Source organism: Phytoactinopolyspora mesophila (genome assembly GCF_010122465.1).
Classification (GTDB): Bacteria; Actinomycetota; Actinomycetes; order Jiangellales; family Jiangellaceae; genus Phytoactinopolyspora; species Phytoactinopolyspora mesophila.
In genome coordinates this window covers 444481-470529 of record NZ_WLZY01000001.1, presented here as the reverse complement: position 1 = coordinate 470529, position 26049 = coordinate 444481, and the positions used below count along the sequence as shown (strand labels likewise).

At 68.0% G+C, this 26049-nt stretch carries 21 protein-coding genes; 6 read left to right on the top strand and 15 right to left on the bottom strand.

Annotated elements, in window-relative coordinates; translation table 11 throughout:
- Positions 1–57: 57 nt before the first annotated feature.
- From F7O44_RS02090 to F7O44_RS02080, 3 genes are read left to right on the top strand one after another with little or no spacing between them, the layout of a single operon-like run.
- On the top strand, positions 58–3525 hold the full coding sequence (locus F7O44_RS02090; RefSeq protein ID WP_162448521.1) for a lamin tail domain-containing metallophosphoesterase family protein: 3468 nt from the start codon (positions 58–60) through the stop codon (positions 3523–3525).
- A complete protein-coding gene (locus tag F7O44_RS02085; RefSeq protein ID WP_162448520.1) occupies positions 3522–4202 on the top strand; it encodes a hypothetical protein in 681 nt (226 codons plus the stop codon). Before F7O44_RS02090 ends, F7O44_RS02085 begins: the two co-directional genes overlap by 4 nt.
- A complete protein-coding gene (locus F7O44_RS02080; protein WP_162448519.1) occupies positions 4199–4990 on the top strand; it encodes a HoxN/HupN/NixA family nickel/cobalt transporter in 792 nt (263 codons plus the stop codon). The genes F7O44_RS02085 and F7O44_RS02080 overlap by 4 nt, the downstream gene beginning before the upstream one ends.
- Before the next feature lie 12 nt (positions 4991–5002).
- Here F7O44_RS02080 and F7O44_RS02075 read toward each other — a convergent pair whose 3' ends face one another.
- From F7O44_RS02075 to F7O44_RS02055, 5 genes are all read right to left on the bottom strand, one after another.
- On the bottom strand, positions 5003–6994 hold the full coding sequence (locus F7O44_RS02075; RefSeq protein WP_222850961.1) for a DUF2264 domain-containing protein: 1992 nt from the start codon (positions 6992–6994) through the stop codon (positions 5003–5005).
- Positions 6995–7121: 127 nt separating this feature from the next.
- Positions 7122–9851, bottom strand: coding sequence for an exo-rhamnogalacturonan lyase family protein (locus tag F7O44_RS02070; protein ID WP_162448517.1), 2730 nt, complete (start codon positions 9849–9851; stop codon positions 7122–7124).
- Positions 9852–10188: 337 nt separating this feature from the next.
- Positions 10189–11268, bottom strand: coding sequence for a substrate-binding domain-containing protein (locus tag F7O44_RS02065; protein WP_162448516.1), 1080 nt, complete (start codon positions 11266–11268; stop codon positions 10189–10191).
- Positions 11269–11391: 123 nt separating this feature from the next.
- Positions 11392–11538 (bottom strand): hypothetical protein, encoded by a 147-nt coding sequence (locus F7O44_RS02060; protein ID WP_162448515.1) that lies wholly within the window; start codon positions 11536–11538, stop codon positions 11392–11394.
- A 2-nt stretch (positions 11539–11540) separates the two neighbouring features.
- Positions 11541–12197 (bottom strand): DsbA family oxidoreductase, encoded by a 657-nt coding sequence (locus F7O44_RS02055; RefSeq protein ID WP_222850960.1) that lies wholly within the window; start codon positions 12195–12197, stop codon positions 11541–11543.
- A 114-nt stretch (positions 12198–12311) separates the two neighbouring features.
- Here F7O44_RS02055 and F7O44_RS02050 point away from each other — a divergent pair, with 114 nt between their 5' ends.
- Positions 12312–12560 carry a DUF6158 family protein gene (locus tag F7O44_RS02050; RefSeq protein WP_162448514.1) on the top strand — a complete coding sequence of 83 codons (249 nt, stop codon included), beginning with the start codon at positions 12312–12314 and terminating at the stop codon, positions 12558–12560.
- A 44-nt stretch (positions 12561–12604) separates the two neighbouring features.
- On the opposite strand, the gene F7O44_RS02045 is transcribed toward F7O44_RS02050, so the two are convergent.
- Both F7O44_RS02045 and F7O44_RS02040 read right to left on the bottom strand, forming a co-directional pair.
- A complete protein-coding gene (locus F7O44_RS02045; protein WP_162448513.1) occupies positions 12605–12895 on the bottom strand; it encodes a DUF4287 domain-containing protein in 291 nt (96 codons plus the stop codon).
- An 11-nt stretch (positions 12896–12906) separates the two neighbouring features.
- Positions 12907–13374 carry a cupin domain-containing protein gene (locus F7O44_RS02040; RefSeq protein WP_222850959.1) on the bottom strand — a complete coding sequence of 156 codons (468 nt, stop codon included), beginning with the start codon at positions 13372–13374 and terminating at the stop codon, positions 12907–12909.
- Between the two features lie 72 nt (positions 13375–13446).
- Here F7O44_RS02040 and F7O44_RS30895 point away from each other — a divergent pair, with 72 nt between their 5' ends.
- Both F7O44_RS30895 and F7O44_RS02030 read left to right on the top strand, forming a co-directional pair.
- A complete protein-coding gene (locus F7O44_RS30895) occupies positions 13447–16158 on the top strand; it encodes an ATP-binding protein (protein WP_162448512.1) in 2712 nt (903 codons plus the stop codon).
- 135 nt (positions 16159–16293) lie between these two features.
- Positions 16294–16911 carry a flavoprotein gene (locus F7O44_RS02030; protein WP_162448511.1) on the top strand — a complete coding sequence of 206 codons (618 nt, stop codon included), beginning with the start codon at positions 16294–16296 and terminating at the stop codon, positions 16909–16911.
- On the opposite strand, the gene F7O44_RS02025 is transcribed toward F7O44_RS02030, so the two are convergent.
- From F7O44_RS02025 to F7O44_RS01990, 8 genes are all read right to left on the bottom strand, one after another.
- The gene (locus tag F7O44_RS02025) at positions 16905–17861 is read right to left on the bottom strand and encodes a methyltransferase (RefSeq protein WP_162448510.1); all 957 of its coding nucleotides are present in this window, start codon (positions 17859–17861) and stop codon (positions 16905–16907) included. The genes F7O44_RS02030 and F7O44_RS02025 overlap by 7 nt on opposite strands.
- Positions 17858–19564: an ABC transporter substrate-binding protein gene (locus tag F7O44_RS02020; RefSeq protein WP_162448509.1), complete on the bottom strand. Its 1707-nt coding sequence runs from the start codon at positions 19562–19564 to the stop codon at positions 17858–17860. The genes F7O44_RS02025 and F7O44_RS02020 overlap by 4 nt, the downstream gene beginning before the upstream one ends.
- Positions 19561–21378, bottom strand: a complete 1818-nt coding sequence (locus F7O44_RS02015) for an oligopeptide/dipeptide ABC transporter ATP-binding protein (RefSeq protein ID WP_162448508.1) — start codon at positions 21376–21378, stop codon at positions 19561–19563. Before F7O44_RS02015 ends, F7O44_RS02020 begins: the two co-directional genes overlap by 4 nt.
- Positions 21375–22286: an ABC transporter permease subunit gene (locus F7O44_RS02010; protein WP_162448507.1), complete on the bottom strand. Its 912-nt coding sequence runs from the start codon at positions 22284–22286 to the stop codon at positions 21375–21377. Before F7O44_RS02010 ends, F7O44_RS02015 begins: the two co-directional genes overlap by 4 nt.
- Entirely contained in the window at positions 22283–23416 is a 1134-nt protein-coding gene (locus F7O44_RS02005; protein WP_281353362.1) for an ABC transporter permease, read from the bottom strand. Before F7O44_RS02005 ends, F7O44_RS02010 begins: the two co-directional genes overlap by 4 nt.
- Positions 23417–23555: 139 nt before the next feature.
- Positions 23556–24635, bottom strand: a complete 1080-nt coding sequence (locus tag F7O44_RS02000) for a methyltransferase (protein ID WP_162448505.1) — start codon at positions 24633–24635, stop codon at positions 23556–23558.
- A 12-nt stretch (positions 24636–24647) separates the two neighbouring features.
- Positions 24648–25112, bottom strand: a complete 465-nt coding sequence (locus tag F7O44_RS01995; protein ID WP_162448504.1) for a group II truncated hemoglobin — start codon at positions 25110–25112, stop codon at positions 24648–24650.
- On the bottom strand, positions 25112–26020 hold the full coding sequence (locus F7O44_RS01990; protein WP_162448503.1) for a GNAT family N-acetyltransferase: 909 nt from the start codon (positions 26018–26020) through the stop codon (positions 25112–25114). Before F7O44_RS01990 ends, F7O44_RS01995 begins: the two co-directional genes overlap by 1 nt.
- Positions 26021–26049: the final 29 nt, after the last annotated feature.

Genomic DNA, 26049 nt, shown 5'->3' with positions numbered 1-26049 from the left:
GCCGCCGGCCCAGGACTTGTCACCGTCGGTTAACCGATCTTGTAGAGTCTGCCCGTCATGGGCCATTTCTCCGTAAGTGACCGACGTCTGCTCACCGGCACTGCCACTGTGGTGGTGGCCGCTGCGATTGTCACGTCCAGCCTCCTCGTCGCGTCCGGTTCGCCGTCCGATGCCTCCGCCGGCCCGGACGTGCGCATCAGCGAACTCACCAACACGGGGCCGGCAGGAAGCTCGGACAACTTCATCGAGATCGCGAACTTCGGAGACGAACCCGCGGATCTGGACGGCTGGAGCATCTACCGGTGTGCCGCCACGGGGAGCCGGGTCTACGACGCCCAGGTACCGAAACTGGACGGCGTTGAGCTGGCCCCCGGGGAAACGTTCGTCATCGCCCATGAGAACTCCACGGTGGAGCACGCCGACGTCCGCTATGACGTCAGCCTCGCCAATGCCGGCTTCGGTGCGTGGATCGAAGACGCCGAGCGCAACCTGATCGACTCCGTCGCGGTCTACGCGGCGCCCACCGACAGCGAATGCGCACTGGACAGCACTCCCCTGCCGAATGTCCTCGACGCGGGTCGTGCCCAGAGCTATCAGCGTGTCGACGTCACGGGCGATCCTGCGGCCGACTTCATCCGTGCCGAGCGGACCCCCGGCTCGCCCAATGCCTCCGTGCCAGATCCCGGTGTGCAGGCAAGCGACGTCCTCATCAGTGAACTCACCAATGGCGGGCCAGGAGGCAGCTCGGACAACTTCGTCGAATTCGCCAACTTCGGCGACGAACCGGTGGACATCAGCGCGTGGCGGCTCTACCGGTGCGCCGCCGACGGCCGCCGCTTCCCCGGCACGCTGCAGGCGGAGATTCCCGCCGGAACGGTTCTGGCCTCCGGCGAGGTGTTTGTGGCCGCGCACGACGTCGTCGATGTCCCGGACGACGTGCCGCACGTGCGCTACGACGCGAGCCTGGCCAATGCCGGGTTCGGCGCTCTGCTGGCCGATGCCGAAGGCAATGTCATGGACTCCGTGGGCGTCTACGAGGCAGACGGTGTCCATCAGCCCGCCGTCGGCAGCCCGTGTATCCATGGCGCGGCGTTGCCGAACCGGCTCGACTACGGGTTCGACCAGACTTACCAGCGGTTCCGGAACACCGGCGACAACTCCGCGGATTTCGTCAAGGCAACGCGGAGCCTGGGCGAACTCGTCACCCCCGATCCGGGCCAGGACGCCGATCCGGAGCCGGTAGACACCGGGGTGCGGATCAGCGAACTCGTCCACAGTGGTCCAGCCGGGCGGTCGGACAACTTCTTCGAGCTGGCGAACTTCGGGGACGAGCCGGTCTCGCTGGAAGGCTGGACCGTCCACCGCTGCCAGGCCGACGGCCGCCGCAACCCGTCACCGCAGATCCCGGTGATCGACGACGTGACGCTGGACCCCGGTGACACCTACCTCGCGGTGCGCTCCGGTTCCCCGCTGCACGATGCCGGCATCTACGATGCGGTTTACAGCACCAGCTTCAGCGACGACGGTTTCGGCGTCATCGTGTACGACGCCGACGGCCGCGTCGCCGACAGCGCCGGCGTCTACGACGCCATATACAGCCCTTGCACCCAGGAGCTGTCGGCGATGAACATTCTGGACTTCGCCGGCGGCGACAGCATCCAACGGCTCCAGCAGACCGGCAACAACTCGCAGGACTTCGTCGTGGCGCCGCGGACGCCGGGTGAGCTGCCGGCTGATCTGCGCCACCCGGGCGACTTCACCGACGACGAGCTGGCACCGGTGCACGTCGATCCCGCGCCTCGCCCGTTCCCTGCGCAGCTCGGCGACGCAGCCGCCGATCCCGAAAGCGGTAGCGCCGAACTCAGCGCCGTCGCCGCGCACACGAGCGATGACAACGTGGAGGTGACCTTCACCGGCGCCCGCCGGGTCCCGGTGAACGAGCGCGCCGCACGCATCTACAGCGGTGTCACCGATCACGCGCCGCCGGCGTCACGACGGATCGACGGCGAGGAGTTGCTACGCAGCGCACAGGTGCCAGACGTCGGCCGCGACACCGTGGTGTCCGAGGCGGTCGACGGGTTCCCGTTCCAGCGCTACGAGCTGACCACGTCAGCGGATATGGGCGAGGACGTGGAGATCGCCTGGAGTGGGCGGTCGACGGGCACAAACGAGTTGCAGATGTATGCGTGGAACCACCGCTCGCACGTGTGGGATCTGCTCGCCGCGGACGGCGGCGTCGTCGGTGGTGAGATCACGCTGGTCGGTGCGGCGGACCGCGCCGACCACGTGCGCGGCCGCCGGGTCGACGTCTTGGTGATGGATGGCCCGGCGGTGCGGGAGGCATTCTCCGACGACGACGCCGAACCCAACCTCGCGTTCAAAGACCCGGACGAGTACGACTTCGCCTTCGGGTACATGACCGACACGCAGTTCCTCAGCGAGGGTTACCGTTCACCGTTCGCGGAGATGAACCGTTGGATCGTGACCAACCAGGACGCTCGCAACATCGCCTACACCTTCCACACCGGTGACATCATCCAGCGTTGGATGAACGGCACCCACAGCGAGGCTCGAGCCCGCAACGAATACGAGTTCGCCTCGCGGGTCATGAACATCTTCGAACGCACCGGACACCCCTACGGCGTCACGCCGGGCAACCACGACGACAAATGGGGCCGCGAAAAGGAAATGTTCAACGAGTACTTCCCGGCCAGCCGGTTCGAGGACCAGCCATGGTTCGGCGGTGCCTGGCGAGACAACGACGCGCAGAACCACTATGACGTCATGGAGATCGCCGGAGCGAAGTTCCTGATGGTCTATCTGGGGTACTTCGCCGGCGACGACGCGATCGACTGGGCCGCCGACGTCATCGCCGAGTATCCCGACCACAACGTCATCTTCGCCACGCACGAGTACATCCACGCCGACGGCACACTCTCCAGCCCGGACACCTACCGGTGGACATCGCTCGGACAACGGTATTGGGACGAGCTCATCCTGCCGAACGAGAACGTCTTCATGGTCCTGGCCGGGCATTTTCACGGCGTCGCGCTCAACATCAAGCGGAACGTGGACGGCGTCGACGGCCGCGTCGTCGTGGAGATGATGGCGAACTACCAGAACTTCGAGCGCGACGGCCTGCGCAATGCCGGCTTCCTGCGACTGCTACAGGTGGACCTCGACGCCAAACGGATGGCGGTGAACACCTACGCCCCGTTGCACGACGAGCACAACGCGTGGGAGTACGACCCGCTGGATCGATACGGCGACGCGGACGACGAGTTCACCATCGAGGTCGATCTCAACGACAGCTACGACAAGCGAGTCGAGACCGACCTGATCGCCGTGCAGGAAGAGTCGGTGGAGCTGGGGACCGTGACTGCCGTCGCGGGCGAACCTGCCACGGTGAGCTGGACCGGGCTGGAGTCCGACGTCCCGTACACCTGGTACGCGCGCTCGGAGGATGCCGGGGGACGCACCGCCGTCTCCCCGGTCGCGGCGTTCACGATGCAGGCGCCGTCGTGACGAGATGGGTGGGCCGGGCTGCTGTGACAGCGGCCGTGCTCGCCATGTCGGCCGGCGCTTCTTCGGCCGCTGCCCATCCGTTCGGCGATCCGCAGACGGTCCAGCTGACGGCGGAGGAGTCGACCGTCGTTGTGCGCTGGTCGGCACCCGCTGACGACCTGCTCGTTCTCGGCGGACTGGTGGGCGCGCTGCCGGACCGCCGGGAGATCGTGTTCGACGTGAGCCCGGACGCACCACCGGAGCCGGTCGGCGACACCGATGCCGATCGGCTGATCGCGTCCCCCGACGTCGCGGCCTACCTCGCCGAGAACGTGGTGGTCCGGCAAGCAGGCACGCCCTGCCCGGCGGACGTTCGGCTCGACGGCCTGATCGACGACGGCGCCGAACTCGTCTTCACCTGCCGTTCCCACGTCGAAGACGTGGAGATCGAGGTCACCACCCTGACCGATGTGCACGAGGCGTACCGCACGGCGGCGCTCGGCGATGGGTCCACAACGCCGGGCCGCGCGCTGTACACCGTCGACGACACCACGGTGACCTGGACATTCGGGACCGAGCAGGACGGAGCGCCCGGTGCCCCGGTCGCGCTCTGGGGCGCCGTCGGGGTGGCTGCGCTGGCCGGCGCACTCGGCACTGCCCGGACCCTGCGCGCCCGGAGCCGGCGGAGCGACTCTTGAGCGGCATCGAAGCGGACATGGTTCGTGCCTTCGACACGGTCCTGCCACCGCTGGCCCTGGTGATCGCGCTGATCGTGGGTGCCGTCCACGGTTTGCGCCCGGGGCACGGCAAGACGATGGTCGCGGCGTATCTCATCGGTGAACACGGCCGTCGCCGTCACGCATTGGTGCTCGCCGCCGTAGTCGCCGCCATGCACACGGCGTCGGTTCTGGTCCTCGGCTTGCTGTGGTGGTACACCGCCGGCGGCTCCGCCATCTCGATCGAGGCGATGACACGCTGGGGACAGCTTCTCGTCGCCGCCGTGGTCTTGCTGGTGGGCGGCGCGGTGTTCCGGAAGCGGTGGCGAGCGCTCGAACGCGACCGCGTCCTGGTCGGCCACGGGCACGGTCATAGCCACGGGCACGGTCATAGCTACGGACACGGACACGGCCACGGACCGCCGCCAGGCGCCGCTCCATGGTCCCGTGCCGGATTGGCCGGTATCGCCTCTGTGGGCGCCCTCGTGCCGTCGCCGTCGGCGTTTCTCGTCCTGATCAGCGGCCTGCTCACGGGCCGTAGCGCGCTTGCGCTCGGCATGGTGATCGCCTTCGGCGTGGGTTTGGCCGGTACGGTCCTGGCCGCCGGGATGGCCGTCCTCGCCGGCCGGGACTGGCTGCGGGAACGCTCCCTACGGCATCCGAAACTCGGGCGGTTCGGCCGCTATCTCCCATTGCTGGGAGCAACCGGTGTTCTCGTGGGCGGCTGCGTGCTGACGGTGACCGCCATCAGCAACATGATCACTACGTAGCTGACTGTCGATTCATCCCGGGATGGTGTCCTCGTGACCGTCCGGCCAGCGCACGATCAGCTGGCCCTCCTCCGGTTGCGTCTCCACCTCAGGCAACGCCGGCCAACCCTCCCCTTCGGGCGGCATGCCCGACAGCGACACAAGTGCGGCCGTCACCTGCCCAGCGGCGACAGGGCCGCGGGAACGAATCCATGGCGTCACCGAAGCCGCACCGAGCGGATCCGCGCCTTCCAGGCGGAGCGCCCCGGTGTCGGACAGGCCTTGAACACCCTGGACCAGCGAGGTGAATCCGTCCGAACGGCACACTCGGATGCGGGGGCCGCCGTCTTCCCATGCGGTCGTCTCGACCACGAGCTCCTCATGCTCGGCCGCCAGCGGCCAGCCACCGATGTGTACACGCCACGGCCCAGGGTCGGATAACCATGGGCTCTCTTCGCTCGCCAGCCCTGCAGCACCTCCACTGCCCTGGTCGTCGGTGTCGATCCAGACCAGGCGCAGCTCCCTGCTGCCACGCACGACGGACGCGATCGTCAGCATCGGACCGTGCCGCAACCCGGACCACGATGCACTGTCGCCAGCGGGACCGATCCCGCCGTGGTCGAGCCAGTAGGGCCGGCTCCGCGAAACCGCGACGGTGGCGCTGAGGTGCACTCGCTCGATCCGGCCGCGGTGCGACGGCAAGCCGGCCGCATCCAGCAGAGCGGTGTGCGAATCCACCGGCCCGGCGATCGTCTCCGGCAGCAGTTGCGGTGAGCTGTGGGTCGAGTAAGACTGCCGATGGTAGAACGGGTCGTCAGCGCTCGGCATCAGCTTCAGGTGAGCCTGGCGATCGGTGCCGTGATTCACCACCCGCACCACCCCGTCGCCGGCCGTCGACTGCACCAGCCAGCCAGGTGCGCTCAGCAAGGTGATCGAATCCCGCTCCCAGTGCTGTGGCGGCACGGGATCATCGGTCCAGATCGGGTCGTCGGGCGACAGCAACAGCCCGGCGAAAGCCTTGCTGGCCCAGTACGGCGAAGCAGCGCCGGTGTAGAGCTGGCGGATGCGCGGGAACTCGCGGTACCACCCCACCGGTAGCAAACCGTTGTTGTCTACGGCGCCATGGTCGAGGAAGTGTCGCATGACCGCGGAGGTGATGGCTCGGGTCTCGCCCGGCTCAAGAGGCGTGGCGTCAGCCAGCGCACCTGCCCAAAAGGGGGCCAGCATGGCGAACCGGTACGTCAACGACCTGCCCTGCAGCACCGGAGCACCGTCGGCGCCCACCAACGACGGGGCTTGCTCGAGGAAGGCGCGCAGCCTGTTGCGGTGGACGTCGTCGGGCGCCGCCCCGCGGATCCGGGCCTCGAGCACGGGATACAGGTGCCATGCCCACCCAGTGTAGTAGTCGAAGTTCTGCAGCTCGCCGCCCGGACCGGCACCATCGGAGTACCAGCCATCGCCGACGTAGAGGCGTTCTTGAAGCTCGGCGTTGCGATCCAGATCGCGTTGACTCCACGGTCCTCCGACCGAGGCGAGAAAGGACTCGACGACGTTCTGAAACCATATCCAGTTGTTGCCATAGTCGGTGGTCCCGACGATGTCGGCCAGCCACTGCACGGTGCGTTCGCGGACGCGCTCGTCGAGTTTGTCCCACAGCCACAGCCGGGTTTCCGACAACGCGATCGCGATCGACGCCGCCTCGACCCGCGCCTGCCGGCGTTCGGTCATCCGCGGCCACCGCTCTACCGAGTCGGGGTTCGTTCCACAGGCCAAGCCGTGCGCGTATTGCTCCAGCAACCCGTGCAGGTCCTGGCCGTGCGCACCACCGACTCGGAAGGCCGCCAGCAGAAAGGTCCGAGCGAAGCCTTCGAGCCCGTCGCTCCACCGCCCTGACACGCTGGTGGGGCCGGGCAGATTGATCAAGGCACGGCCACTGCTCGCGTGCGGTCGGACCGCCAGCAACAGCTGGTCGGCCACCTCTACCCACCGGCTGCGCGGCCAAGAATCGTTAGCATCCTCACTCACGCCGCCATTGTCAGGACATACGGCGCGCCTGCGACGCGAAATGGACAAAAAGCGACGTTGATGGTTGCCACACCCGGCAACGGGCTGGGTGGCAACCATCAACCGATCACTTCGAACGAGGCGCGACTCAAGGCGCCTGTTCTGGAGCGAGTTCGAGCAATTGGATGATGCTCATCAGGTGCTGGCCAAAGTCATTCGAGCTGGCCCCCGGGGCCCAGCTGACGGGTGTGACCACGTCCGGCCCGGTGACAGTGCGCACATCAGCAAGCCGGCGTTGACCGTCGAAGGTCTCCCACGCCCGCTGTCGATAGGAATCGTCGTCCAGCCGGTCACCGGCGAACGCCATCATCCGAGAGTAGAAGTGGCGGAACGCGCCCGCGTTGAAGTTGCGGCCGTAGAGCTCGATGCGCTCGTCGTTGGTGCCGGTCCGGGCGATGCAGAAGTTCAAGAACTCCTGGGTGAAGTCGGGCACGTCAACGATATCGATCATCTCGTAGAAGATCTGGTCGCCGCCGAAGAGAAGCGAGATGTTCGACGGAGACTGACTAATGCCGACGTCCTCCAGCTCCCCGGTCGCGGGATCGAACGCGACCGACCCGCCGCTACCGGTGAACATGCCCAGCTCCATGTCCGCGATACTCTGCAGTCCGGTCGCGATCAAGTCCCGGTAGCGCCCGTCGCCGGTGCGTTCCCATTCGGTCATCCAGTTGCTGGCCATGGCGATCCAGTCCGGTCCGATCCGCACGATGTAGCGGTCGCCCGACGGGTCCGGGAAAATCTCCCGCAACGGCGGCACGTCGTGCATGGTCTCATCGACTCGCAGGGTGGACCTCATGTAGTCGCCGGTGCGTTCGTCAGCGGTGAGGTAGTAGTAGAACCGTTTCAGCTGTGACGCGCTGATCCGGGCCTCCTTGGCGCCGTCGCCCCACTTGATCACGTTGTGCCGCGACCCCAGGCCGGCGAAACGGCCGGCGTGATGCACGGCGGCCTCGGCGATCGACAAGGTCATCGCCTCGGCCATCCGGAAATGGTCCGCCCGCCCGGTACGGAGGAACTGATACCAGATGGCCTGGTCCGGGCTGAGCTCACCCTGCGCCCAGGCGTATCCACCGATGTCGTAGCGCCAGGTGTGCCGGGTGCTGTCGTAGCTGTGCATGACGTCCCCGTACAACCAGTAGCCGTACCAGCGGCGTTCCTCGATCTGGTCGCGGAAGAAGCTGATCCAGTTCTCGATGTCGTCTTCCAGAGCCGCTCGGGCGTCGGTGCTGCGATCTGGCAACGACCAGCGGCCGAAGGGCTGGACCGAGTGAAGATACTCCGGATCAGCTACCAGTAGCGGTGGTTCACGTAACGCGTCGGCCAACTCCAGCAAGCGGGACCGTGACGGCGTCGCCGGCAGCGCCCACAGAACCACCTCGTTCGATCGGGCAACACCTTCCGGAGTAGCGACCTCGTCGTCGAGCCCTCGTCCCGGCTCCTCGTAGAGCAAGCCCAGCCCGTGGCGCTCGTCCGAGTAGTGGCGCAGGTCCATGGCCGGAGCGTCCGGCGACCAGAACCAGACCGTGGCCGTCGCCTCGTCGCTCGCCGCCCCGCGGATGTCGAGCTGGCATGGATGGCGTTGCCAGAAGTCACGCAGGCCGAAGGCGATCCCACCACCTTCGGGACCGCCCAGCCAGCCCAGACCGTACGCGCGGCGGCCATGGCCCGCGTGGTCCAGCCAGCTGCTGTGATCTCCGGTCCGCTTGGACACGTGGAAGGAGTCGGCCGACACCTGCGTGAGTTTGAAGTCACCCCACAGTGGAATCTCGTCGATGCCGTTGCGGACCTCGTTCGACCATTGATCGACCGGATCGGTGGCGACACCGTCGAACTGCTGGCGCCGGATCGCCGCACCGACCTCACGACGCAGCCCGCTGACGACCCGGACCGCCTCACCCCAGATGCCGTCATCCTCGGCGACGAACCGGACGTGCCGGTTGTGTTCGAGGTCGCGCATGGGCATCCGCCAGCGCAATCCCAGTCCTCGGATGAAGTCCTGGTCCGCGTCGCCGTCGAAGACGAAATGGTGGACCAGCCGCACCGATTCCGCGCCCGCATAGAAGTAGAGCCGGACGGTGAAGGGGAGCCAGTCCCGGCCGTCCGGGCCGTGGTATCTCCCCTCCAGTTTGACCACGGCCCGGATCGGGCCTTCTTGTTCGACGCTGGCATTCTCCACCTGGCCGACGAAGCTCTGCGTGCTGACCGTGCCCGCTCCGTACTCGGGGGCGGGCCCATCCTGGAGCAAGCACACCAGCTCGGCGCCGCGAGCAAGTTCGGAACCATCGCGCTCGATCGAGCTGATCAGCACCTGGCCGGACCGTGGCACCCGCACGGTGATGACGCCTGTGGTGACGTGGAACGAGTCAGGAATCCCACGAGGCGGATTACCGGGCCGCTCCCGCACCCGGACTCGCGATTCGGGCTGGGCCGACGGCCCTGGCTCGAGCCGCAGCCGCTCCGCTTCGCCGGTGCCAGGTGAAATGGCATGACCACTCCATTTCACCGAACCGTCCGGCCAATACGCCAACGGCCAGCTTTGTACCGGCACCGAGGTGCCGTCCGCGGTGGCCAGGGCGAGCTGTTGTTTCTCGGCCAGCGCGCCTTGTGCCCACGGAACGCCCCAGGTGGTACCGGCGCTCGCCGCGGGCACTCCCCCGCCGAGCCAGCTCAGATCGACCGGGTCCGGTGCCGCCTGCCGATTCGAGGGTGCGGCGCTGGCCGCGGCGTGCCCGGGCAGCGTGGACAGTGCCGCTGCCGTGCTCGCGGCAACTGATGTACGTAAGATCTCACGACGCGTGAACGACCGGCGAGAATTCATACACTCACCCGGCTCCGGCCAATCGTACTTCGGCGAACCGCTGCGCCGCGGTCTCGCCTCAGCGGCGTCCAGTTCATCAGGTTGGGCTTCCGCCTGCGTAGACCGCCGAGGCGGTGTGGAACGCGACCATGCATCCTCATGTAAGCCTCCTTGCTCGAGCCGACGACCTGGAAGTAGATAGGAGCCTGTTCCTGGCCTGACCACTTCGTGCCCCTCGATCGGTTCGTCTCGGGTAAAGGAAACCGGTCGCTGACTCGGCCGGGATTCAGGAACAGGCTCTGAGCGCCACATCGTGGCAGGGGCGGATCAGTGACTTACGTGCAACGGACAAAAACGGTCACATTCGAACCGCAACGCGCTTGGCCCCACAGGACTCACGGATGGTCAGACGAGGAAGCAGGCGCAAGTGGAGGGTGGGACGCTGATCCTCGCTAGCAGGTCTCAGCCGCTCCGCGAGCATGCGCAGTGCTTCGCGACCCAGCGCACGGCGTGGCGGGGTGACGGTTGTGAGCGGGACATCGGCGAACTCGGCGACCTCGTCGTCGTAGGCGACGATCGCGAAGTCCTCCGGCACCCGCAAGCGCTGCTTATGGGCGACCTCCACCATCCGTGCCGCATGGTGATCGGTATGGACCAGCGCTGCCCGCACGCCCATGCCGAGACAATCGGCCAAGAAGCGTTCCAGGACGTCCATCAGTTCCATCGGGTCGTCCTCGCCTTTCGGCAGAGAGCGGACCGGAGCCTGATCAAGCCCCAACCGGGCGATGGCATCGTCATAGCCGATATGCAGCGAGCGGGCGGTCGGCGTCCGGTCGTATACCGCGAGGCCGACGCTCTTGTGGCCGAGCTCCACGAGGTGTTCGATGGCAAGAACGGTCCCATGAACCAGGTCGGTCCGCGCATTGTCCAGATGTCTGACCAGCCGGGAGTCTTGGCCTCGCCGTTCGAGCACCACCACCGGCACCGGCAAGGACTCCAGCCACTGGGCTACCTCGACCTCGTCGTCCAGGGTCAGCGTCGGCGTGACCACGAGTCCTTGGACGCCGAGCTCGAGGAGCCGCGCCACACGCTCGCGCTCGACGTCTTGCCGGTACTGCGAAACACCCAGCGCGATCCTCATCCGCAGGCCGGTCGAGACCGACTCCATGCCCCGGATGACTTCGGGGAAGTGGGAGCTCGCGGACGGAACGACGACACCCACCAGGGTCCGCGCGGCCGCGGGTTTCGCCGCGGCTTTGGGCAGTTGCAGCGCGCCACCATGTACCCGTGCGAGCAGCCCTGCTTCCTCCAGCTCGACGATGTCGCGGCGAATGGTCACCTGAGCTACACCCAGTTCAGCGGCGACGTCCGCGGCGACGACGCTGCCATGCAGTTCCAACTGACGGAGCAGATACTCATGTCGAGCGCGCGGCAACACGTGACCTCCCGTTGCGGGCGTGGGCGGCGGTGAAACGTCTGCCCGACCTTAGCTGGTCGCTGATCGGAATAGTCGCCTAATGTCCGCTCGTGCGCGTTCGGGTACCGCCAGGAGTCGCCGCCGTCAGGATCCGCCGTCGCGCGCCGTCGGGACGGAGCACACTCCGTCGACGCACACGCCAGCCCCAGCGTCACCCATGACAACGAGCCCGCTGACCGGCACGTCCTCAGGCGAGGCGTCGTCCATCGGGTCAGCAGCGCGGTCCTGCATGGCTACCCCTCCTTGCCGGCGACACGGTTGAGCACATCGACGAACACATCGGACGGCTGCGCACCGGACACCCCGACTTGCCCGTCGAAGACGTAGAACGGCACCCCGCTGATACCCAGAGTCCGTGCCTGGGCAATGTCCGCGGCTACGTCGGCGGCGAACTTGCCGGACTCCAGCGCATCTCGTGCCGCTCCGGGCTCCAAACCGACCTCCGCCGCGAGCGCCGCCAAGTCATCGATGCGTCCAACGTGCCGGCCCTGCTCGAAGTACGCCTTCAGCAGCCGTTCCTTCAACTCGGCCTGCCGGCCGATCGTCTTGGCGTGATGCAGCAGTTCGTGCGCCTTGAGCGTCTTCGTGTGCTGCAGCGCGTCGAAGTCGAACGCCAAGCCTTCCTCGGCGGCTACGGCGGTCATCTGCGCCAGCATCTGCTCCACGCGCTCACGGGGCATCCCCTTGTGCCGCGCCAGGAAATCCACCTCGGAGCCTTCGAAATCCACCGGTGTATCCGGTGCGAGCTCGAACGAGTGGAACTCGATCGAGGTCTGCCCGCCGAACGAGGCCAGCGCCCGCTCCAGCCGGCGCTTACCCACATAGCACCATGGGCAGGCCACGTCGGACCATATATCGATCTTGATGACGGAATCAGTGGATGTGTTCACACTCTGGCTCAACCAACGCTGTCCAGCCCGCATTCCACCTTGCCGGCCCAGGTCCGGCACCATGCGGACGGATGATCGGAGCATGTTCGGCCCGTTGACGGGTACCGGCGTTACATGACACAGCGACCCGAAGGCATTCCCGCTCAAGAACTGGATGACGACGACCTACGGCGCGAGGTCCGGCACCTGCACGACACCCGGCACGACACACTGCTCGACGGCAGCCAGTCGGCGCTGGAAGCACACACCAAGCGCATGCTGGAGCTGGAGGCGGAGTTCCTGCGGCGATTCCCGGCCGAGACGGCTCCTGATCCTCGCCGCACCCGTGCCGGCAGCCGGAGTGCCGCCGGACGGCCTACGTGACCAGGCTAGACGGGTAGGCACGCGGACACGACCTGCGGGTGGTGTCACCGGGCCGGATTCGTGGCCTGACCGTCGAGCCACAGCACCGCCGACTCGTCGCGGTGCACTCCGTCGCTGCCCACATGCTTCGTGCTGATGCGCTCGCCCTTGGTGATGACGTGCACGAGAGCCATCGCGTGGCCACGGCCGAGGCCGTAGTCCTGCTTCAGCCACTTGAGGATCGGCGTCGCCTTCGTGGAGGCGTCGAATCCACGCTCGCGAGCGAGTGCGATGAACTCGCGCGGTGTGATCCCGGTTTTCGTCTCGATGTTGTCGAGGTAGGCCTGGAACGACATGGCTGCTCCTGTCAGTCACGCAGTGGCGTGCCGGCGAATCGCTCGTCCGCGGTATCGAAGAACGTTTGCTCGATACGTGACGAGGCGTGAATACACATCATCCGTAGAGGCTCCGAGCCGGTGGCTCGGAAGGCGTGCGTGGTACCCGCGCCGACGACCAGTATGTCACCAGCGCAAATATTCGCTTCGCCGTCGTCGGTCCGCACCAAGGCCGAGCCCGACAGCACCACCCACGTCTCGCTGTAGGGGTGGACGTGCGGGTCGGGTCCCTGTCCCGGCTCGTTGTGCACGTGAAAGAACGAGATGCCGGACCCGTACCGCTCGCCCTCGAATCGCACGCTCTTTCCCGATCCGATGCGCAGGTCGGATTCCTTCGCAGCCACCAGCACGCCGGCTCCCTTCGGTGAGGTGACCGGCCTTTTCCGGTCACGTGATTCATCCTGCAGCGCCGGCAGCCGCGGCGAATCCGTAGTGAACACGGAACCACCACGGAACCACCACTCAGGCGTCCTCGAGCCGGCCGCCTGAGTGCCAGCCGCGATAATGACGCAATGGTCGCGCCCACACCCACCGTCTCGCCCCGGGAGCGAGATGTGCTCGCAGCTATTGCCCGCGGCGCGTCCAACGCCGAGATCGCCCGTGCGCTGGTCCTCTCGGTGCGTACCGTCGAGTCACATGTCTCGGCGTTGCTCAGGAAGCTCGGCGCCGCCGACCGGCACCAGCTCGCCTCCATGGCGGCCGGGCTCGTCGACGACGTATCCCGTTCTCCCGGCGGCATCCGCGGGGTGCCCGCGGCGCGCACGAGCTTCATCGGCCGGGACGAAGAGATCGCATCCGTGCGACGCCTCGTCACCGCGAGTCGCATCACCACCATCGTGGCTCCCGGTGGAGCCGGCAAGACGCGACTCGCCGCTGCCGTGGCCGGCGAGGTCGCCGACGCTTTTCCCTCCGGCGGCGGGTTCGTCGACCTCGTACCAGCCACGCCGGGCAGCGTGGCCGAGTCGGTGGCTAGCGCTCTCGGAGTCGCGCAGCAACCGGGCCAGTCACTCGAAGCTACGATCGCCGCCCGGTTGCGCGGGCGCTCGCTTCTCGTGCTCGACAACTGCGAGCACGTCGCGGAGTCCGTCGCCGGGCTGGTGAGCCGGCTGGCCGAATGGCTGCCCGAGCTCAGCATCCTCATCACCAGCAGAGAACGGCTCGCGATCCCCGAAGAGACGGTGATCTACCTCGGACCGCTGAGGTCCGTTGAGGATGCCGTCGCCCTCTTCACCGAGCGTGCCCGCTCCGGGGGCGCCGATCTGGACCCGGCAGACCAACCCCGCATCGCCGGCATCTGTGAGCGGGTCGGCAGATCCCCCCTCGCCATCGAACTCGCCGCCGCTCGGTTCGCCTCACTGGGCTTCAACGGTCTCGAAGTCGCGCTCGACGACCAACTACGTGCCCTGGCCGGTAGCCGCGCGCTGTCCCAGCGCCACAGGTCGATGCGCGCCGTCGTCGCTTGGAGCTACGGCTTGCTGGCGCGCGACGAACGCGACGTTCTCGCGAGGATCTCGCTGTTCAGTACGACGTTCGACCTCCCGTCCGCCGCGAGTGTCGCCGGCGCTGACGTCGCGGTGGTGGCCGACATACTCGGCCGGCTGGTGGACAAGAGCCTCGTGCAACGCGTAGCGCCCGGCAATGGGCCGGCACGCTGGACGATTCTCGAGGTCGTGCGTCAGTACGCGAGGGAACAGCTCGACGAGTCCGCCGATCACGAGTCCACCGTCACCGCGTATGTGCGGTGGGCCGGTACCATCATGGGCCGGCTCCTCGGACGCATCACGGAACCGACGTGGCAGGACGATCTCGACGCGGTGATCGACGACATCAGACAAGCCATCGACGTGCAGCCGGGGGCCGCCGAGCGGTATGGGCTCTCCGTCGACGCCGCGCGCCTGGTGTCCATGCGTGGATTCACCGACGAGGCCGTCGAGCGTTTCCGTGCCGCGGCGGATATCGCGCCGGACGCCGGCGCCGAGTTCGCCGCACTCATCCAAGCGGCGGCGGCCGAACACCTGGTCGCCGGCGCGGGCGCACAGTTTCAGGCGCTGATCCGGCTGGCCGATCGCATGGGCACGCACTCCTCGAATCGTGATGCAGCCGGTGCCCTGGCGGTGATCGTCGCGACTCGGTTCCGGGGCTCGAACTTCGACCCACCTGTCGACTACGACGAACTCGCCGCGCTGATCGGCACAACGCGCGTCGGGGCCGGCACCGAGGACGCGGATCCCGCACAGACTCCCCCGGATACTGTCCACGCGTACCGCGCCGTCGCTCGCGCCTGGATGTCCGGATCCCGGCCGCAGGAAGTCGAGCTCGAGGCAGCGAGTATGGCCGTCGATGCTGCCCAGGCATTCGGTGACCCAGCTCTGACGAGCGCCGCGCTCGACGCACTGTGCACCGCTCACGCCGTGCGTGGCGAACCTGCTTCGTCGTTCGACGTCTGCCGGCGGCGCCTCGATCTGGTCAGCCGGATGGACGCCACCCTCCCGCAGACCGCGGTCGAGGTGGTCGACGCCTACCGAGCGGCGTCAACGTACGCGGTCGCCGTCGGTGAGATCGCGGCTGCCGTGGACACGGCCCGGCGCGCCGCCGCAGACCCCAACGTGACTGCTCATCCGTACGCAGCGGACGGCATGCTCGTCACCGCGCTCGCACTCGCGGGCGAACATGCCGAGACGCAGCGGCTCGGTGAGATCTTGTGGTCCCGGATCGAGGCGGCGGGCCGTCCACGGCACGCACCGCTCGCGGTCCCGCTGCTCGCGGCCGCACTTGCGGCTGGGCTCTCCGACGACGACGCCGGCATGCGACGCTGGCGGGCGCGAGCCGCCACCATGACAGCCGACGGCGTGCTGGCCAACTCGCCGAACCTCGCGCCGTGGGAAGCGTTCGTCCGAGGCCGGGTAGCGCTGCACTCGGGCACTGACCTGGAAGAAGCGCTGGCCGCCGCCTCGGTTGATTTCACCTCCGGCCGATTCGACGGGTATGCCGCTGCCGTCGCCGCCGAGTTGGCGATGCGGTTGAGCGAGGCGGAGGCCGACGAACTGGTGGAACGGGCCGCCGGTTACACCACACACAACCGCTGGGCCGCCGCGAGCCGCGAGCGAGCGCTCGCTCAGCGGGCCGGCGACACGGCCGCTCTGACGGAGGTCGCCGAGTGTTGGGCCCGCATCGGCGCCGAATTCGAGCGATCCGCGACGCTCGAACTGGCGCGCGAGGTCTAGCGTGCTGACGCTTCTCGCGTTGACCATGGCACGCTGAGTACACGCTGACGTGGCCGGGAACCCGTTTTCCAACGTGTATCCAACGTGCCATCCCCATGCCTTGCATCTGAGTGAGGTATGACTCAAGATCTGACTATGAATGAGAATCATTCCCTTCTTCCACCGGCCCCACGTATCCTGATCGGCGCTACCGGATCCATCGCGGTCTCCGAGCTGCCCGCATACATCCGGGCACTCCGGGCGGCCTTCGGCGGCAGCTACACCGTGGTCCTCACCCACACGGCGGAGAAGTTCGTCCAGCCCCAGGCCATCGGGCTCGCCGCCGAGCGCGTCGTCCACGGCGAAGACCCTGCCGACTGGCCCACCGACCGCCCGTCGCGCCTGGCGGGCGACCACGACCTCGTGCTCGTCCTGCCGGCCACCGCGCACATCCTCGCCGCGGCCGCCACCGGCGCCGCACCTAACCGGCTCGCGACCGTGATCCTGTCCGCGTCCGCCCCCAGCGTCTTCGTCCCTCACATGGGGGCAGCCATGTGGTTGAAGCCGGCCGTGGCGCGCAATGTCGCGCAACTACGTGCCGACGGTCACCACGTCGTCGAACCTGTCTGGGAGAACAGCCACGACGTGGTGACCGGCGAGATGATCCGGCACCCGGCGATACCTGCACCGGACCACGTCGTGGCCGAGCTCGCACGGCTGGCCCAGGTACGTGCTGCCCGTGTGACGCCAGCCACGGCCGACAACCTTCAGTAGCGGGCGACGACAACGCTCAGCGGCGGGGTCTCGATGTCGGCAACCTCGACGTCGCCGTACCCGGCTTCGGTCAGCCACTGGCGGTAGTCGGCTTCGCCATGGGCATCCCCGCCGGGCGTGGCCACCAGCATCTGGACACCGAACACCGCACCCACCGGGCCGTGGTCCCGCAGATAGCTGACGATCGCCAGCGCACCTCCCGGAGCAAGCACCGAGCGGATCCGCTTCAGCAGGTCCCGGTTCTTCTGCGCATCGAACATGTTCGTCACGGTCGCGCACAACACGAGGTCGAACGGTCCAGGCGCCAGTCGCTCGAACATGTCCGCCGCCACGAGCTCCACGCCGGCCGCGGGCAGGGCACCGTCGCCGCTGGCGATCTCAATCACCCCGGGCAGATCCTGCATGGTCACCATGCAGCCTCGGCGCCGCAACTCCAGAGCGTAGGCGCCGTGCCCGCCACCGAGATCGAGCACCCGGCCGGCTCCAGGCAAGGTACTCATACACACGTCCACGACCTCGCCGACGCCAAGCCGGCTGGCCTCCTTCAGCAGCGCCAGGCCCACTGCCGTCGGTGGACGTTCCGGCGCCAAGGGCGACTGCGCCGTGCGCTCGCGCAGCCGAGGCCCGGCCAGCGCCGCCCAGCGACGGATCCACACTCCGTGCTGCGCCAAGGCCGCCGACTCCTGTGCACCGAGTTCGGCGGGCCCGCCGGTGTAGCGTCCCGCATCGTCCACAACCAGCAGTTCCCACGCCACGAGCACCTCCAGCAGTGCCCGCAGGGCCAACTCGTCCAGCCCGCACTTCTCCGCGAGTTGCGCGGATGTCCCGGGCAGCGCATCCAGTACGCCGGCGCCAGCCACCGCCTCGTAGGAAAGCGCGAGCCGCCAGTCGACGAGCTCCCCCGGCGGCGCTAGCGCCGTCAGGTGCCGGGTATTCACGCCGGTGCTCATGCCGGAGCCTCCGAGGAGCCCGTGACGAACGCCAGCTTGTTGTTCACGTGAGGCACCAGACCGCCGACGCCACCCGGGGTGTCGAACCAGCCGTCGAACGGATCGGTGCGCACGATAGTGGTCAGCGGCGGGTAGAACAGCGGAAGCAACGGCAGGTCGGCAGCCACCGCCTCCTGTATCTGGTGCGCGATGCGGGTGCGTTCGTCCTCGTCGAGGGCGCGACGCTGCTCGGCGATGAGCTCATCCACCTCGCCATTGGAGTAGCCCTGGGCCCGTTGCAGCGAGCGCGACGTCGACGCGTAGACCTTGCCCATGCCGTCCGGCTGCTCGTCGGTGTTGGTGCCGCCGAAGGTGTTGATCGACAGCTCGGTCTGACCGGCGTTGCGGCGCTCGCCGAATGTCGGCAGGTCAACCGTGACCGGAGTCGCCTCCACGCCGATCTCGGCCAGGGCCGCGACGACGAGTTGCACCGGCGGTTCAGGCTGGGCGCTGCTGATGAGCAGTTCGAAGCTCAGCGGGCCATCCGGGCCCTCACGGACCTGATCCGGCCCTGGACGCTCGTAGCCGGCCTCGTCGAGGAGCTCCTCCGCGCGGGCGACGTCGTAACCGTACTGCTCGACGTCGGTGTGGAACGGGTTGCCCGGTGGGATCAGCCCGGGATTGCCCGGCGCGCCATGGCCGTCGAAGAGTCTGTCGACCAGGTCCTGACGGTCGATCGCATACGCGCACGCCTGCCGGAAACGCGGGTCAGCCAGCGCGCCCCCGGCTTCGATGTTCCAATACAGGGCCGTCACGGTGTGGCCGGCAGGCGCGTCCATCACGCGGAATTCGTCACTGTTCTCGAATGGCTCCACCGCCTGCGGGCGCAGGCCCGTCCCAGGTCCGACGCCGCCCGCCTGGTGGATGTCGCCGGCCAGCAGCGCGTTCAGCGGGTCGCCGACGGGAACATGCTCGATACGCTGGATCAGCGGGTTGCCCAGGAAATAGTCCTCACGGGCGACATAGAGATACGCCCCGGCTCCGAGGTCCATCGATTCCAGCCGGTAGGGGCCGGTGCCGACGAGCAGTTCGGGGTCGTTCTGGGCACCCGGTTCGTCGATGCCCGACCACACGTGCTTGGGCATGATGAAGACACCCCCGGCACCGGTGAACTGCTCAAACGTCCAGTCCGGCTCGCGCAGCCGGAACTCGACGACATGGGTGTCGATGGCCGACACACTCTCGATGTTCTCCGGGGTGGGAGTCGTGATCACCGTAGGCGCCAGCTGGGCGCGGTGCTCCTCCAGGTAGTCGAAGGTGAACGCGACATCCTCAGCCGTGAATGGCTCGTCGTCCGACCACGTCACCCCCTCGCGCAGCTGGAAGGTGTAGCTCAGCCCGTCGTCCGAGCGGTCGAAGCCGGTTGCCAGCCACGGAATGTAGGCACCGGTGCCGTCTTTCCACATCAGCGTGTCGTAGGTGTACGCGGCCTGGATGTAGCCGATCCCGCCACCGTAGGAGAACGGCGAGGGGAAGTTGACGTCGTTACCAGGGAGCCTGATCTCGATCGGTCCCTGCGCCGGCGGCTGCGGCGATCCGGCCGGGCTGGGCGCCTCGGTCTCCCCCGAAGGTCCGGTCGACTCGGTCGTTGTGCCGCATGCGGTGAGGTAGGCGGCCGAAGCCATGCCGAGGCCGGCGCCTAGGAACGTACGGCGGGTGATCATCGGTGTGCCTGTCTTTCTCCGGCCGGGCTGATCCGGCCGGTGTGGTCGATATGGTCGGTGTCGAACGTGTCGCGTCTGTGCTGCGTGTCGTGAGTGTTGTGGGTGATGGGCAAGGACGGAGCGGCCATGATGAGCCGCTTGGCGGTGTCGGTCCGGGGCGAATGGCACACGGTTTCCGTCTGTCCGTGCTCGACCACCCGCCCGTCGTCGATGACGAGCAGACGGTCGGTGGCCTTGCGCACCAGGGCCATGTCGTGCGAAACCAGCACCAGTGCGAGGCCGAGCTCGCTCTGGCGTTCCCGCAGCGTCAGCAGCAGCCGCGCCTGCTCGGAGGGGTCGAGCATGCTGGTCGGCTCGTCGGCGACGATGACGCATGGCCTGGCCAGCAGTGCGCGGGCCACACACAGCCGTTGCAGTTGCCCTCCGGAGATCTGGTGGGTGCGGGACCCGAGCATCCCGGCCGAACCGGGCAGCCCGACGCTGCGCAGCGCCAGCGGTAGCTCTTCAGCGGCCTCATGTTCGCGGCCTTGCAGGACCAGCGGCTCGGCGAGCAGCTCGGCCACCGTCATCCGCGGCGACAACGCCTCCCACGGGTCCTGCTGGATGAGCTGCACCTGGCTACGCAGCAGCCGGTCCTCGCGCCGGCGCCCCTGATTGAAGGGTTGCCCGTGCAGGTAGAGCTCGCCGGTCTCGGACCGGAGGTGACCGGCCAGGATCCGCGCCAGCGTGGACTTTCCGCTTCCGGAGCGGCCGACGACACCCACCGCCTCACCGCTGCGCAGCTCCAGCGACGCCTCACGCAGACCGGTCTTGGCTCTGCGCGACCCGAACGTCTTGCTCACCCCGCGTGCCTCCAGCACTGTGACGACACCGCCGAGGTGGCAGGCGACCCGGCGAAGCGCCAGCTCCGGCACCCCCGCCGGACTCGCGAGTGAAACCGGGGTATCGCGGCACTGTTCGACCGCCTGCGCGCAGCGGGGATGGAACGGGCAACCCGCCGGCAACGCACGCGGGTCAGGTGCCGTTCCACGGATGGGGCGCAGGTCACGCGTCGTGCTCATGACCGGATACGCGGCGACGAGATCACGGGTGTAGGGATGGCGCGGGTCGCCGAGGACGAACCGGCTGGGGCCGGTTTCAAGCGTCTGCCCGGCGTACAGCACAAGGGTCCGGTCAGCCAGCCGGGCGGCCTCGGACAACGCATGCGTGATCATCACCAGCCCGATGCCGCGCTCACGCACTAGCCCGCTGATCGCGGCGCTGAGCTGAGCGGCGGTAACGGTGTCGAGACCTCCGGTGGGTTCGTCCAGGACAAGCAGGTCCGGGTCCAGCGCCAGGGCCATCGCCAGTGCCGCGCGCCGGCGTTGCCCGCCCGAGACCTCGTGCGGATAACGGTCGAGGACCTCCGGCCCGAGCTGAACCTCCTCCAGCAGTGCATGCACCCGCTCGTCGCATTCGCGGCGACGAAGTCCACGCCGTTCCCGCAGCGGTTCGGCGATCTGGTCGAAGAGCGTGAGCACCGGATTGAGAGGTGAACCCTGCACGGCGAGGCCGATCCGGTCTCCGCGCATCAGGCGCCACCGATCAGCCGGCGCGCCCACCAGCTCGTCGCCGTCCAGGCAGATGCTGCCGCTGATCACCGGTGCGTCGCTGAGACCCGTCAGCGCCAAGGCGAGCGTGGATTTGCCGGCTCCGCTCTCCCCCACCACAGCCACCGACTCGCCACGGTCCACATCCAGGTCGACGCCAGCCAGTGCCCGCACACCGCCGCCGAACCCCACCCGCAGGTCACGCACCTGTAGCAACGCGGTCACCGTCGCACCTCCACCCGCCGGTTCGCCAGCGGCTCCATCCCGATACCCAGCACGATGAATGCGCCGACGCACGTCACGATGGCCATCCCGGTGGGCAGCACCCACCACAGCCACGCGGAAGAGAAATAGACACCTGGCTCGGCAAGCGCCCGATTGATGTCCAGCCCCCACGAGACCGCGTTGGAGTCGGCCACGCCCAGGAACGCCAGGCCGGTCTCCAGCAGCAACGCGCTACTCGCCACGGCCATCGCCTGGGCGATCACCACCGGTCCCAGCGCCGCGGCGACATGCCGCCGGATCAGGTATGCCCCGCCGGCACCGAAGCCTCGGGCAGCCTCAATGAAGCCGCACCTGCGCAGGCTCAACGTCTGGTTGCGTAGCACCCGCGCGATCGGCGCCCAGGCCAGCAGCCCCAGGGCGAGCACCACACTCACCCGGGTGGCACCGGCCAGCACACCGACCAGGATCAGCAGCGGCAGCCGCGGCAGCGCGATCAGCACGTCCACGATTCGCATACACACCAGATCGGCCACGCCACCGGCCAGCCCGGCGACGGCGCCCACCACGATGCCGAGAAAGACCGCGATGGCGGTCACGGCGGCGGCGGTCGGCAGCGATGTCCGTGTCCCCCAGATGACCCGCGAGAGCACATCCTGGCCGATGTTGTTGGTGCCCAGCAGATGCTGTGCCGACGGTGCATCGAACGACATGCCCGCCGGGACGTCCGGATCGTAGGGCGCCAGCCACGGCGCCAGCACGGCGACCAGGATCAAGAGCCCGAGCAGCACCGCGCCGGCCACCCGCAGCCGGAACCCGGCGCTGCGAGACACCCCGGTGGCGGCGCCGCCAATGCCGGCGACCTCAGCGCCTGGGACGCCGGTGACCGAATCCGTGCGACGAAAACTCACTGTGCCGTCCGTGGGTCGATGCGCGCCGTCACCAGGTCGGCGACGAAGCTCGCCACCAGCACCAGGCAGGTGAGCAGGAGGAAACAGCCCTGGATGAGCGGATAGTCCCGGTGGCTGATCGCATCGACCAGTAGCGAACCGATGCCGTCGTAGCGAAAGACGGTCTCGACCAGGACAGCACCCGTGATCGCGACACCGGCCTGCACTCCGAGCAGCCCGATCACCGGCAACATCGCGTTGCGGGCGGCGTGGCGGCGGCGCACCACCCGCTCCGGCAAGCCTTTGGCCCGAGCGGTCAGCAGATGGTCCGCACCCAGCTGCGTCACCATGCCGGCGCGCATCACCAGGAACTGCGCCGCGGCGTGATACACCACCAGCACACTCGCCGGCAGCGCCAGATGCCACAACACATCGACGACGCGCTCAGCCGGACCGAACGCCGCGAACCGGGTCCCGGACCCCGATACCGGGAACCAGCCGAGCTGGACGGCAAGGACATAGCAGGCGGCGCTGGCAAGGAAGAACACCGGCACGCTGCGCACCACCGTCACCACCGCGAGCGCCACCGAATCGAAGCGCCCACCACGACGCCAGCCCGCCACCGCCCCCGCGGCAACCCCGGCGGCGGTACCGAGAACAAGCGCCGTGCCAACCAGCAATACCGTGCGCGGCAGCCGCTCGACCAGCATGTCGCTCACCGGACGCTGGTAGCGCACCGAAACGCCGAGATCGCCAGTGGCGACTCCGGTGATGTACGTGCGAAACTGCCCGGTCAGCGGCTCGTCGAGCCCGTAGAAGTCGCGCACCGCCTGCTGTAGTTCCGGGTCGTGGATGTAGCTCGGCGAGCCGGCAGCCAGTTGAGCGCTCAGCGGGTCCCCCGGCATGGCGCGGGGTAAGGCGAAGTTCAGCACGAGGAGGACGAGGAGGGTCACCAAGTAGCCCAGGCTGACTGTGACGACGCGCCTATTGGTTCCCCCGGCCCGAGGGCCGGGGAGGGGAGTCTCTCCTTGCCCAGCAGACTCGCTCGTTCCTCGCTCGCTGATGCCCACCACACCATGGAGAGACTCCCCTCCCCGGCTCCGTGGTGCCTCCTCATCGCTCGCGCCCGCCGCAGCTCGGAGAGACTCCATCTCCCGGGGTCTCCTGGGTCCTCCCTCGTCTGCCGCAGCTTGGAGAGACCCTGCTCCCCGGCTCCGGCGTGCTTCCTCCGCCGGGTCGCCAATCAAACCGCCCGCCGCAGCTTGGAGAGGCTCCCCTCCCCGGCGCGGGTCAGCTGTGGTCATCGACGACGAGTTCCATCACCGCGAAGGGCAGCGCGAACGGGCCGCGGGATGTGCGGGTGACGCCGGCGACGCTCAGGCCGGCGTCCCGGGCCAGGTCCTGGAACTCCTCGGCGGTGCGTTCGCGGCCGCCCAGGAGCACCAGCATCTTCAGATCGAGGTGCGTTGCCCAGGACTGGTCGGTGGTGTCGTCCACACATCCTTCGAACACCACGATCCGCCCGCCCGGGCCTGCTGCCTGTGCCGTGCGGCGCAGGATCTCAGTGGCGTCGGAGTCGTTCCAGTTGTGCAGCACGGATGCGAGCAGGTAGGTGTCTGCGCCGCTTGGGCGCACCTCGTCGAAGAAGCTGCCGGTGACCACCTCGCAGCGGTCGGAGACGCCGTTGGTGGCCAGCAGGGCTGGTGCCTGCTCGGCGGTGCCGGCCAGTTCGAACAGGCTGCCCCGCAGGTGGGGATGGCGGGCCAGCAGGTAGACCAGCAGCTCACCCTGGCCGCCGCCGACGTCGACGACGTGCCGCACGCCGGACCAGTCCAGGTGGTCGACCATCGAGCCGTAGTCCACGGAGTCCTGGCTCATCAGTTCGTCGAACGAGCGATGCAACTCGGGGTCCGCTTCGAGGTCGTCGTAGAAGGAGCGCCCGTGCATCTCCGCGTACGCCGCGCCGCCGGTACGCACCGAACTCAGCAGCTGAGCATAGGCCTGGTCCATCCGCCCGGCCGCGCCGTCCATGGACAGCCACTCGTGCATCCGGGATGGGTGTCCCGCGCGCAGGCAGCGCGCGGCGTCGTTCAATTCGAACAGGCCCGGGGCCACCTCGAAGAAGACGCCGCGGGCGGCCAGATGCCGCAACAGCCTGGCCAGCGCGCCGGAATCGGCTCCGGTCCGCTTCGCCAATAGCGCCGCGTCGACCGGACCGTCGACGAGCAGATCGGCCACGCCCAGCGTCACCACCACCCGCAGCGCCCACGGTGTGGTCAAGTCGCTGAGCTGCCACAGTCGCCATGCATGGTCCGCTTCACTCGGACCAGGCTGAGTCCCGGCCGCACCGGTGACGTCGTCGTTGTTCATGTTCGATCCCTCTCAGTCGAATCCCGGCGGGGCTTCGCCCCAGCCCCAGTACGGCATCGTGGTTCGGCGACTGAGGGTGGCTCCGGGCTGGGAGTTGCTCATCGCCCGTCGCGAACCCCACTCGACATAGGCGGCGAAGGCGGACCGGAACTCCGCGTCGTCGGGAAGCCCGACGGTGTCGGCGGCTTGCATCATCAACTGCACCCAGCGGGCGCGCTGCTCGGGTTTGATCGCCCTGTTGACATGCCGGGCCCGCATCGCTTTGAACCCGCCGCGTTGCTCGGAGTACGCCGGCGGACCACCGAACACCTCGCCGAACCACAAGGCGACGTGGTGCGGGTGGTCGTCGGACATCCGGGCGAACAGGGGCGCAAGGAGATCGTCGGCGCGCACGGTCCGGTAGAACTCGGTCATCAACCGGTCCAGCGCCTCGGCGCCGCCGGCCCACTCGTAGAGGGTCGGGGTTTTCTCCTCCATCAGCCCACCTCCAGGCTGCTGATGGCGTAGACCCGTTCGGTGCGAAGATCCGGGCGGGGACCTCGCCACATCCGCACGACGTGGAAGTGCTCAGCCAGGCCGAGATCGGTGAGTAGGCCCGCCGTAGCCGGCTGAAGATCGGGGGCGAAGACGGACATGGTTTCACCGGCGGGCAGCTCGGCGGTCAGGGATTCGAGCAGGGCATGTGCGATCTCAGGGGTGTCCGCGGTCAGCGGCCCGATGCGGTGTCCCACCGGCGCCGGGCGGATGACACCGTAACCCGCCACGCCGTCGTCGCTCAGATACACCAGCGCGCGGTGTCCCTCGGCGAAGAGCCATTTCTCCAGGAAAGGACCGCGCCGGGCTGGAAAGGACTCCGCGTCGTAGTCGGCGACGGCGTCCAGGTGCGCGGCTGTTATCGGGACCACCTGCTCGTGCTGCGAGCCGGTCCGGGCGAGGTCGCCATACCAATGGACGGTCTTGTGGATCGGCTGGGAGCCGTCCTTGCTGTAGTTCTGTACCTGTTCCGGCATGGCGTCACCGGCGGTGGTGCGATTCCCGGAATGCCGGCTGGCGACCTTGCACACGCCGATGCCGTAGCCCTTGCCCCGCTCCCCCGGCGCCACCAGATAGTGACCCCATACGGCGTAGGAGTCGTCGTAGTTGACCAGCGACACCGCGGAAACGGGACGTCCGCCGGCTTTGCCGAGAAAGAACCCGCCGGGGTCGATGGCGAAGAAACACTCGGGGTCGCGGAAGCCGATGTTCCAGTGCTCACCGTTGCCCCACTCGGTCACCACCTTCCACTCCTCCGGGGTGGCGACCTCCACCGTGAAATCACCGAGGTCGTACTTGGTGTTGTTCGCCTCTCGGTTGTGGTGTTGTAGTGCATCGTCGACGGTGCTCATGAGGTGTCCTTTCCTAAGACAGACATCGG